This window comes from Hydrogenophaga sp. A37 (genome assembly GCF_002001205.1).
Taxonomy (GTDB): domain Bacteria; phylum Pseudomonadota; class Gammaproteobacteria; order Burkholderiales; family Burkholderiaceae_C; genus Hydrogenophaga.
Genome location: NZ_MUNZ01000089.1, coordinates 96,828 through 107,706, shown reverse-complemented (window position 1 = coordinate 107,706; position 10,879 = coordinate 96,828). Strand labels below are relative to the sequence as shown.

Sequence of the window (10,879 nt, the reverse complement as noted above, 5' to 3'; positions counted from 1 at the left end):
GGCAGGGGCCGGGCAGGCGAGGCGGTGTGAATGGGGAGACGGCGAAGAACCGGCCGCCATGGTGGCACGGCCGGCGCATCGGCGTGGATCGCCTCAGTAGAAACCCTTAAATCTGTGCTGAAACCGCCGCCGCCCAAGCGGTGCTCAGCTCGCTTCCAGCCTGAACCGGCTCTCGCCACCCGCGTTGTCCACCAGCGTCCACTGCTTTTCGTGGAACGCTGCCACCGCGGGCCGGTGGGCGATGGAGATCAGCGCGCCGCCTTGCGCGGCCACCAGCGCCTGCAGCCGTTCGTAGAGCGTTCGTTCGGCGGCTTCGTCGAGCGCGCTGGTGCCTTCGTCCACAAACAGCCAGCGCGGTTGCTTGAGCAGGGCGCGGGCGATGGCCAGGCGCTGCTGTTCGCCACCCGAGAGCTTCTGGCCCCAGGTGTCTTCGCGGTCCAGCTCGTCGGCCAGCCGCGGCAGCAGCGCGTCGCACAGGGCTTGCTGCATCTGTGCGTCGCTGTAGCGCTCGGGTGTGGCGGGGTAGGCCAGCGCGGTGCGCAGTGGGCCGTTGGGGAAATACGGTTTCTGCGGCAGGAACATGACGCGCGCGTCGAAGTCGGCCGGCAGGTGCAGCCGCCCGCGGGCCCAGGGCCAGATGCCGGCCAGCGCACGGAACAGGGTGGACTTGCCGCTGCCCGATGGGCCTTTCACCAGCAGGGTGTCGCCCGCCGACAGCGTGAGGCCGCTGCCGCTCAGCAGCGCCACCTGGCCCGGCAGCGCGATCTGCAGATCGTCCACGCGGAGGTGGTCGCTCTGGGTGGCGTCCTGGGTGTGGGCCAGCTCGGCCTGCTGCAGCGCCTGGAAGCTGGCTTCGAAGCTGATGATCCGGTCGGTGGTGGCGCGCCAGGCGGCCAGACTGCTGTAGTTGTCGACGAACCAGGAGAGCGAGTCCTGCACGCGGCCGAAGGCCGAGGAAATCTGCATCAGCTCGCCGAGCTGGATGGCGCCACTGAAGAAGCGTGGCGCGGCCACGATGAAAGGGAACACGATGGCGGCCTGGCCGTAGAAGCTGTTGAACCAGATCAGTCGCTTCTGGGCCCGGATCAGGTTCAGGTAGTTGCCCAGCAGGGTGGTGAAGCGCCCGCCCAGTTGCGTGCGCTCCACCGGTTCGCCCCGGTCCAGCGCGATGGACTCACTGTATTCGCGCACCCGAACCAGGTGGTGGCGGAAGTCGGCCTCGAAGCGCTGCTGTTTGAAGTTCAGCGCGATCTGCGGACGGCCGATGTAGTGCGTGAGCACGCTGCCGGCCAGGCTGTAGGCCACCGCCATCCAGACCATGAAGCCGGGGATCACGTACGCGCTGCCGTTGAAGTCAAAGGCAAAACTGCCCGAGAGCCCCCAGAGGATGCCGACAAAACTCACCAGCGTGACCACGGCGTTCATCAGGCCCATGGTCAGCCCCACGGTGTCGCTGGTGAACAGGTTCAGGTCTTCGGCAATGCGCTGGTCCGGGTTGTCGGGCGGCGCGTCGGCTTGTTTGGAAAAACGCGCCAGTTCCAGCTGGTAGAAGGCCTTGTTGGCGAGCCAGCGGTCCAGGTAGTGGGCGGTCATCCAGGTGCGCCAGCGCAGCTGGAGCAGTTGCGTCAGGTAGAAACGGTAGACCGCGATGACGATGAAGCCGAAGGCGATGTAGGTGAAGCGCAGCAGCTCCTGCCAGAACACCGGCTGGTTCTTGTTTTGCAGCGCGTCGTAGAAGCCGCGGTTCCACTCGTTAAGCAGCACCAGCATGTACACGCCGGCCAGGTTGAGCGCGACGATGGCGAACAACAAGGCCCGCGCCTTCCACTTTTCTTCGGAACTGAAATACGGCGCCGCAAGGCGGACCACCTTGGCGGCGAACTGGAGGAACTGGGCCCATTTTCCGGGTTCGGTCATGCGTTTCTCCGGGTGAAGACAGGTGTTGAACAGGGGTGGATGCTAGTCGGTTTGCACTTCGGCCACGGCGGTGGGCAGACCACAGAGCGTGAAGGTGGAACCGCGGCTGGGTGCGGCGTTCAACAACCGGGTGTTCAAGGGGGGCCGGCACGCTCCAGCTCGGTCATTTCAAACGACATCAGCGCCAGGGCCAGGACCCGCGGGTCGCCACCGCCGGCCGCCTGGGCGGGCGCGTCGGTCAACAGTTGCACGGTGGTGTTCGGCGTGGTGAGCACATGCTCGAACGCCAGTTCCTGTGTGTCTCCGGGCACGAGCTGCGCACTGGCCACCGTCGTGCCGCCGATGATCACCCGCACGCCGCGAGGCACCAGCGTCCGCAGGCCCAGCACCACCCGCATCCGCTGCGGCAGCGCGGCGGTCGGGCTCAGCGTCAGCTGTGCATCGCCGCTTGTCCAGGCCCAGTGCGCCTCGTCCCCGTGTTCCCAGCCGTGAAAGCCTTTGCCCAACAGGGGCGGCAAGCGCGGTGGGGGTGTGGACGGCGTGCCCGTGGCCTTCAACGCGTAGAAGGCCAGCGAGCCGTCGTCGCTGGTCAGCGTCAGATGAAGCCCGTGGGCGCGCCATCCGCGCTCCAGTTGTTCACCGTGGTCGGGCGTCGCGCGGCGGTCCAGCCAGAGCCCGCTGAAACCGCTGGCCGCCGCCAAGCGCAGCAGCTCGGGCGTGGGCTGTTTTGCCAGCGTGCGGTGCCAGAGGTCGCCTTCGCGCCCGCGCACGCCGCCGTGGCTCCAGCGCAGGTGCTGGCTGTGCAGAAAGCCGCGCAGGGATGAGTAAGGCTCCGCCTTGTGCAGCGGCGGCGCTTCTGGAAACGCCACATACGGCAGCTGCAGGACGCCCGATCCGGGCGGCAGCGCCTGTTCGATGCGCTGGACGAAGGCCCGGTCGCTGGCGTACTGCGGACCGATCCGGTCCGATGAGGGCCGCGGGTGGGCGGGCGCCTGGTCCCAGAGGCCGAACGAAAACAGCAGCGTCGCCACGATGACCAGCGTGCCCTGCCGCCACACTGCCGGCACCTTCTGCGCCCCGCGCTGCACCAGCAGCAGCAGCGCCGCGATCGAGAAAAAGGCGATCACCACGCTGATCCGGTTGAGCGCGCGGAACTGCGGCTCGAACACCAGCGCGATCAGCGTGCCGCCCCCACCGGCGACGGCCAGCAGCACGGCCACCGCGCTGGCCCGGGCCGCCACGCCGAACGTGGGCGGGGTGTGCAGACTGCGGTGCCCCGACAGCAAGGCCAGCAGCATGAGCAGGAACCCGACGCTGCCCAGCAGGCCCAGCGTCGAGGTCCGGTTCTCGTTGACGAACGTGGCGCCGGCTTCGTAGGCGCGGGTCCAGCCTGCCAGGGTGGGTGAGCGGTGCTGGTTCGAGGGCAAGACCAACTGCAGCGGGCGCAAGGCATACACCTCGACCTCGTGCATCGGCCGGGCCGCGACCTCGGTGTTGCGGCCTTCCGTGTGCCGGTGCCACAGCGACGGGGCGAGGTTGATCAGCACCAGGCTGCCCACCAGCGCGCAGACCAGCCCCCCACTGAGCAGGTGCTTCCAGGCGCGGCTGCGCAGGCTTTCGAGCAGACCCGCCGCGAAGATGAGGCACAGCCCAAAGAACGCGTAGTAGATGCTGGTGGAGGCCAGCACGGCGCAGGCGACCCAGACCGTCCAGCGCCCGGTGCCCAGGCGCCCTGATTCGTGGAACGGCGGGCGCTCGCTCGACACCCGCAGCACCAGCCAGGCGGCGATGGGCACCGCGTAGTAGCTGGCGAGGAACAGGTGTTCGAGCCGGATGAAGTGGAACGGCAGGAAGGTGAACAGCAGCGCGCCGGCCATGGCCAGCGGCCACGAGAGGCCAAAGCCCCGTCGCAGCACGGCCAGCGCGCTCAGCGCCACGAAGTGGAAGCCCAGGCCGAAGAACAGGTTGTGGATCAGCGCGATGTTCTGCGTGAAGAGGCCCGCGAACCGGTAGAAGGCCAGGTGCAGCACCTCGGGTTTGGCGAAGTCCAGAAAGTTGGCCTCAAACGGTGCCCCCAGCTGTGGGTTGCTCGCGTACCAGCCCGTCTGCAAGACGGTCTTGATGACAAACAGGCTCCACAAGCCGTCGCCGGTGTAGGTCAGGGGCAGGGTCAACCAGTCGGTCAGCGGCCGGTACAGCCACGCCAGCACGGCGGTGCACATGGCCAACGTGGCGCCCACGGCGAGGGCGGGGCGGACCACCGGTGACTGGAGAAAGCGCGGGGTGGTCATGGTGCGAGGTTGACCCGGGCCGCCACGGGCGCGGTGGTGCGGGGTCCTGGCAAGTCGCCGTGGGCCAGGGCGCGCCGGCATTCCCAGGCGCAGCGCAGGCTGCGCATCGCGGCCTTCACGCGCCCCAGGGCCGAGTAGGCCGATGTGCCCACAGGGCGTGGCTGGCGCGCGACGGGCACGCCACACCAGCCGGACGAAAACGCCCGGGCCATCACCACGACCTGAGGGTGCTGAATGCCGGCGCTGACCATGCGTTCGCGCACCCCCCGGGACACCACCAGGTAGGTGCCCACGTCCGCCGGCATGCGCAGCAGCCAGCCCAGCACGGTCTTGAACAGGCGCGAGGTCAGCATGCGCCCGGTGCTCTGGTAGCGCCCCTGCCGCCGCGCGAACGCCGTGAGGCCCGTGCGCTGGCAGGCCGCGATCAGCTCTGGCAACAACTCGGGCGGGTCTTGCAGGTCGGCGTCCATGACCGCGACCCAGCGCGCGTCGACCAGCGCCATGCCCGCGAGCAGGGCGCGGTGCTGTCCCTGGTTGCTGGCGAGCAGCAGGCCGGCGATGCGCTGGTCTTGCAGGGCCAGTGCCTGCACCACTGTCCAGGCACCGTCGGGGCTGGCATCCACAACGAACAACAACCGGTGGCGCCAGCCGGTGGGCGCCAGGGCCTGCGCAACGCGCTGCGCCAACTCGGGCAGGGTGGGCGCATTGCGGTAGACCGGCACCACCACGACCACATCGCCGTCGGGCGCCGGCACGAGGGGCGCGGCCGGTGGGTCGAGAGGGGCGCTCTGCATCACACCGCCTCGGGCTTTTTGTCGGCGGGGTCCGACCAGGCGGCCGGGTGCTGCGCGTGCCACGCGGCGGTCTCGCGCAGCCCGTCTTTCAGGCTGTGCCGGGGCGCCCAGCCAAGTTGACGCTGCGCCAGCGAACGGTCGGCGAAACGGTGCTCGGCGTCGGTGGCGCGAGGCGGGAGTTCGCCAACCAACTGCCGGACACTGCGGCCCAGCACCGATTCGACGCACGCGACCAGGGTCTCGTTGCTGGTCTCGACGCCGCTGCCGATGTTGAACACGTCACCAGGCGCGGCTTTGGCCGCCGCCAGCAACAGCGCTTCACAGACGTCGTCCACATAGACCCAGTCGCGGCGGATGCCACCAGCAGTCATGGGCATTGCGTCACCCGAGAGCGCCGCGCGAATGGCGGTGGGTGCCAGCCGGTGGGCCGACTCCCAGGGGCCGTACACATGGAAGATGCGCAGCAGCGACACGGGCACGCCGTGTTCGGCCGCGGCCTGCCGGTACAGCACGGCCGCGGCGGCCTTGGTGGCGCCGTGCCAGGTGAGTGGGGCGATGGGGTCGGTTTCCTTCAGAGCCGTGTGGGCGGGGGCGTATTCCAGCGAACTGCCGGCCACCACCAGCCGTTCCACGGCGTGGCGGCGCACGCAGCCCAGCAGGGCCTGAGCGCCCAGCACGTTCACACGCAGCATCTCGTCGCGTGCTGCCGCGTCGTGGCCACGCGGCGTGGCAAGGTGGAACACGAACTCGGGCCGCACCTGAGCAAACACACGCTCCAGCGCGTCGGCGTCGCCCACGTCCACGGTGTGCCGGGTGAGCGCCTCGCCCAGCCCGGTCAGCCGCCAAGCCTGGCCGCCGGGCCGGACGGTGGCATCGACCCGGCAACCGGCCGCCAGCAAGGCCCGGATCAGGTTGGCGGCGATGGCCCCGGCCCCGCCGGTGACCAGCAGACGCCGGCCCCGGAAGCGCGACGCCAGCGCGTGCAGCGGCTCAGCGTCCATCACCGCCACACACCTCGCGCAGCAGCTGCTCCAGCGACTGGCGGTCGCGGGCCACCTCGGCGGCGCTGCGCTGGTGGCATTGCTGCCAGAACGCTTGAACGTCGTCGACCAGCCGCGCCGCGCCCACGCGCTGCACGTCGCGCCGGAACGAGCGGCGCATGAATGAAAACTGGCAGTCCATCCGGGCCATTTCTTCCATCAGCCGCACACAGGGCACCGGCGCTCCCCCGTCGATCGCGGTCACGCCGCCAAACCCGAAGGTCGTGCCGCCGAACGCCTCGCGGGCGCGCTCCACCGAGCCGTCGAGCACGGCGCGAAAGATCGAACCACCGCCCCGGCTGATGGCGAAGTCGTTGAGGCCGAAGTACACGCGGTCCAGCGGCAGCTCGGCCAGGCTGTGCACGCAGGCCAGTGCTTTGACGGTTTCCACCAGGATGCCCACCGGGCAACGGCCGTTCACCGCGCGCAGGAAACGCTCCACCTCCTGCGGTGCGGTGACCATGGGCAGAAAGAGGCCCTGCGCGCCCGCAGCCAGCGCGCTGTCCACCTCGTCGGGCATCTGCGGCCGGTCGCGGTTGATGCGGCACCAGGCCGTGGCGCCGGGCAGGCGCGCCACCTCGGCCAGTTCGGCCGTTCCCTGTGGAGCGACCTCGGTGTCGAAACCGTTCTGCCGTTCGACCTTGCCCACGTACTCCCAGTCGACGATGAACCGCCGCACACCCGAGGCCATTGCGGCCTTGGCGCTCTGGGCCGTGGTCTCGAAGAGCATCAGCTCCAGATCGGCGTGGACGGCGCTCACCGGGGTGCCTCCGCCTTGGCCCAGACGAAGAGCGACGAACCGAACGGCAGGGACAGCGCGCCCAGCCGGTCCACCTCGAAACGGTTGACCGCGCCCAGCCAACGGTCCAGCGTGGGCGAGGGCCGGCGTTCGGTCTGCTGTGCCGAGCGCCCCGGCCAGTGGCGGCTGGCGTACACCAGCGGAAACAGCAGGCACTGGAAGTGGGTGTGCCCCACCGCGCGCCAGCCGTTGCGCGCCAGCTCCTGTTGCATCTGCCGCCAGCGGTAGCGGCAGCGGTGCCCGGCCCGCACGTCCATCTCGCTCCACAGCGAGGGAAAGGCCGGCGCGGACAGCAGCAGGTCGGCGCCGGGCCGGGCCAGGCGCCGGGCTTCCGCCAGGAAGGCGTCGCCGTCCACGTGTTCGATCACGTCCAGCGCGGTCAGCAGGTCGTGGCGCCCGGGGCCGAGGCGCGTGTCGGTGACGTCGCCCTGCACGAGCACCGCCTTGCTGGAGGCGGCCTGTGCCTGCTGGAGCAGGCGGCGGTGGCCATCGACCGCTGTCACCTCGCTCGCCCGCGCTTCGAGCAGGGGCAGGCTGAGCCCCGCGCCGCAACCCAGCTCCAGCGCGTGTTGCCAGGGCGTCGCCCGGCGCCGGGCCAGACGCCGGAGCAGGCGCTCCACCAGGCGGTTGCGTTCGCGCACCCAGAAATGGTCCTGCGTGACGAGGTCGGACAGGCGGTCAGCCGCCTCGGCGTCGAAACCGTCGGGCGCGGTGTCGTCGCCCGCCAGCCACAGGCGTGGCAGCGGGGACGGTCGCAGCCCGCAAGTGGGGCAGGCCACTCGCTCGTTGCCGGTGCTGCAAGGCTGAAGGCAACGCGGGCAGGGTGGCGTGTCAGCGGTGTTCACGCGGGCAGCCGGGCACTGAAAAGCTGGAAGGCGTTCGGGAACGGGACCCAATCCCGCTGGTCGAGCCACCGCTCCACGCGGTCGCCAAGGGGATGGTTTTTCAGGACCGGCGGAAAGTAGCCGTAGCCCTGCGCGCGGGTCTGGTTGAAGCCGGCCCGCTCCAGCGCCGGCAGGATCTTGCCGGGGCGCATGGACGTCAGCGAAGGCTCGCCGGCAAAGCGCATGCCGGGGGTGAAGAAGATCTGGGCGTAGTACAGCGGGTTCCAGGCGACCGGCTCGCAGAACGCCACGGTGGCGCCCGGTTTCAGCACCTTGGACAGCCCGGCGAATACCCCGTCGAAGTCCATCAGGTGGTGCAGCACGAAAAAGCCCATGGCGTGGTCGAAGGGCTCGCTGATGTGGTCGCCGACGGTCGCGATGTCGCAGCACAGCGTCTCGATGTGATGGTCGGACGCGGTCTTCAACTGGTCCAGCAGCACCGGCGACAGGTCGTTGGCCACGATGTCCCAACCCCGTCCGGCCATCAGCAGCGTGAACTTGCCCGGGCCGGCGCCCACCTCCAGCACCCGCTGGCCAGGCAACACCGGCAGGGCCGACAGCATGCGCTGCACATGGGCGTTGACGTAGGTCGTGGCGCCGAGTGCCAGACGGGCCCGCACCACGGTGTCGAAGTAGGTGCGCTGGTACTGGTTGTGTGCGATGCGGTCGGGGGTGTCCATGGGGCTGCGCACTCCTGTGGTGGGTGTGGGTGACAACGGGTCCAGTATAGGGTTCGACACCCGTTCGGACGCCCTGCGAGAGCGACGCTACCGGTTGGAAATGCCGCTGGCCACATGCCCGGAAGGCACATGCAGCGACGCCGATTCGATGTGGCCGGTCTGATCGTCGAAGAAGAAGTCGGGTTCGAACTCGCGCAAGAACTCGCCCTTGGGCAGGCCGCCGAGGAACATGGCCTCGTCCACTTCGATGTTCCAGTCCATCAGCGTGCGAATGGCGCGCTCGTGCGCCGGGGCGCTGCGCGCGGTGACCAGCGCGGTGCGCACGTGCATGGCGCTCGTGCCTTCGGCCTGCAGGCGGTGCAGCGCTTCGAGCAGGGGCTTGAACGGACCGCCCGCCAGCGGCTGTCCGGCGTGGCTGGCTTCGTGGGCCTGGAACGCGGAGAGGCCTTCGCTCTGGTACACGCGCTCGGCCTCGTCGGAGAACAGCACGGCGTCGCCGTCGAAGGCGATGCGCACCTCGTGCGGGTGCGCGTCGCTCGCGTGCACCGACTGCGGGTACACCTGCGCGGCGGGCACGCCTGCGTCGAGCGCGGCGCGCACGTCGGCCAGGTGGGTCGAGAGGAAGAGGTTGGCGCGCAACGGGCGCAGGTAACGCCAGGGCGGCTGCCCGCGCGTGAAGCTGCCGCGCTGGATCGGCAGGCCATAGTGCTGCGCCGAGCGGAACACGCGCATGCCCGAGACCGGGTCGTTGCGCGAAAGGATCACGACCTCGACCCGCTGCGTCGTGGTGTCGTTGAACGCCAGCAGCTTCTTCACCAGCGAAAACGCCACGCCCGGCAGCGCCGGCACCTCCAGCCGGTCCAGCTGCAGCTTCATGTAAGCCCGGTCGTCCCCGGTTTCAAACAGGCGGTTCTCTTCTTCAAAGTCGAACAGCGCCCGCGAAGAAATCGCGACAACAAGCTGACCGTCAAGCGTCACAGGCATGGGGAAAGGTCTCCGCGAACAAACAAGGGAAGCGCGAAGCGTAGCCCAATTGCAAGGCAGTGGGAGGGGGAGCAGGGGAGTCCGTCCCACCGAGAACGCGGCGGAACCGGCTTCGCCGGGCCGCTCGCGTTGCCCCCTGGGGGGTGACGCGCCCTTAGGCGCGGCGCGGGGGGTTACTTCACGAGTTGGTTGAGCTGGATGATCGGCATCAGCACCGCCAGCACGATCAGCATCACCACCGCGCCCATGACCACGATCAGCAGCGGCTCCAGGATGGTGGCCAGGTGCATGGCGCGGCGCTGCACCTCGGCACCGAGCTGGTTGGCCGCGCGCTGCAGCATCACGGGCAGCTGGCCGGTCTGCTCGCCCAGTCGGGCGAACATGGCGACCAGCGGCGGAAAGCGCTTCTTGCTCGCCAGCGCCGAGGCCAGCGGCGCGCCCTCGCGCACCAGCACCAGCGCGTCCAGCGCGTCGGCGCGCATGGATTGGTTGCTCAGGGTTTCGGCGGCGGTCTGCAGCGCGCGCAGGATGGGCACGCCGGCCGAGGCCAGCATGGCCAGCGTGGAAGCGAAACGCGCCGCGTTGTAGCCGCGCGCGAGCTTGCCCACCAGTGGCAGCCGCAGCCAGGCCGCGTCCATGCGCAGGCGCAGCGCAGGCTGCTTGCGCGCCATCGCCAGCGCGATGCTGCCGAGCACCAGCAGCCCCAGCATCAGCCAGCCGTAACTGCGCACGAAGTCGCTGATGGCCAGCATGGCCACCGTCAGAAAGGGCAGGGCGCGCTTGCTGCCGGCGAACACGCCCGCGACCTGTGGCACCACATAACTCACGAGGAACACCACGATGACGATGGCGACCAGGGTCACGATGGCCGGGTAGAGCGAGGCGCCGATCAGCTTGTTCTTGAGCGCCTCGCGCGTTTCAAGATCGTCGGCCAGGCGCTCCAGCACGCTGCCGAGCTGGCCGCTCTGTTCGCCGGCCGCGATCACGCCGGTGTAGATGGCGGAGAACTCGCGTGGGTGCTGGCCGAGCGCACGCGCAAACGGCGCGCCCGCGTTGACTTCGGCGCGCAGCGAGGCCACCAGCCGGCGCTCTTCGTCTTTTTCGGCTTCTTCCGACAGCGCCGAGAGCGCGCGCTCCAGCGGCAAGCCCGCCGCCACCAGGCCGGCGATCTGACGGGTCCAGACCGCGAGGCCGGTGGCGTTGAACACGCGACCGCCCCAGAGCGTGGTGTTGAGCCCCTTGCCCTTGCCGTCGGCGCCCACGTTCACGGCAGGCTCCACCGCCAGCGGCACCAGCGCACGCGCGCGCAGCAGCCCGCGTGCGGCCTTGGCCGTGTCGGCGTCGATCAGGCCTTTTTGTGTGGCGCCCTGGGCGTCGAGGGCTTCGAAGGAATAGGCGGGCATGGGTCAGCGGTCGCAGCGCTGGGCCGCCCCAAGCAAGGCCAGCCCCCTCGGGGGGCAGCAAAGTACACGAAGTGCTGAGCGTGGGGG

Annotated in this window: 9 protein-coding genes; all 9 read right to left on the bottom strand. The window is 69.7% G+C overall.

Translation table 11 applies throughout. The features are described from left to right. Positions 1–144: 144 nt before the first annotated feature. Positions 145–1,917, bottom strand: coding sequence for an ABC transporter ATP-binding protein/permease (locus B0E41_RS09895; protein WP_077330916.1), 1,773 nt, complete (start codon positions 1,915–1,917; stop codon positions 145–147). 134 nt (positions 1,918–2,051) lie between these two features. Next, on the bottom strand, positions 2,052–4,208 hold the full coding sequence (locus B0E41_RS09890; RefSeq protein WP_077330915.1) for a hypothetical protein: 2,157 nt from the start codon (positions 4,206–4,208) through the stop codon (positions 2,052–2,054). Then, positions 4,205–5,002: a glycosyltransferase gene (locus tag B0E41_RS09885; protein ID WP_077330914.1), complete on the bottom strand. Its 798-nt coding sequence runs from the start codon at positions 5,000–5,002 to the stop codon at positions 4,205–4,207. The genes B0E41_RS09890 and B0E41_RS09885 overlap by 4 nt, the downstream gene beginning before the upstream one ends. Beyond that, positions 5,002–6,003, bottom strand: coding sequence for an NAD-dependent epimerase/dehydratase family protein (locus B0E41_RS09880; protein ID WP_077330913.1), 1,002 nt, complete (start codon positions 6,001–6,003; stop codon positions 5,002–5,004). The genes B0E41_RS09885 and B0E41_RS09880 overlap by 1 nt, the downstream gene beginning before the upstream one ends. Further along, positions 5,993–6,802 (bottom strand): hypothetical protein, encoded by an 810-nt coding sequence (locus B0E41_RS09875; protein WP_077330912.1) that lies wholly within the window; start codon positions 6,800–6,802, stop codon positions 5,993–5,995. The genes B0E41_RS09880 and B0E41_RS09875 overlap by 11 nt, the downstream gene beginning before the upstream one ends. Beyond that, on the bottom strand, positions 6,799–7,686 hold the full coding sequence (locus B0E41_RS09870; protein ID WP_171984723.1) for a class I SAM-dependent methyltransferase: 888 nt from the start codon (positions 7,684–7,686) through the stop codon (positions 6,799–6,801). The genes B0E41_RS09875 and B0E41_RS09870 overlap by 4 nt, the downstream gene beginning before the upstream one ends. Then, the gene (locus tag B0E41_RS09865) at positions 7,683–8,405 is read right to left on the bottom strand and encodes a class I SAM-dependent methyltransferase (RefSeq protein WP_077330911.1); all 723 of its coding nucleotides are present in this window, start codon (positions 8,403–8,405) and stop codon (positions 7,683–7,685) included. The genes B0E41_RS09870 and B0E41_RS09865 overlap by 4 nt, the downstream gene beginning before the upstream one ends. Positions 8,406–8,492: 87 nt before the next feature. Further along, the gene (locus B0E41_RS09860) at positions 8,493–9,389 is read right to left on the bottom strand and encodes a 5'-nucleotidase (protein ID WP_077330910.1); all 897 of its coding nucleotides are present in this window, start codon (positions 9,387–9,389) and stop codon (positions 8,493–8,495) included. Positions 9,390–9,562: 173 nt separating this feature from the next. Next, positions 9,563–10,792: a type II secretion system inner membrane protein GspF gene (gene gspF / locus B0E41_RS09855; protein WP_077330909.1), complete on the bottom strand. Its 1,230-nt coding sequence runs from the start codon at positions 10,790–10,792 to the stop codon at positions 9,563–9,565. Positions 10,793–10,879: the final 87 nt, after the last annotated feature.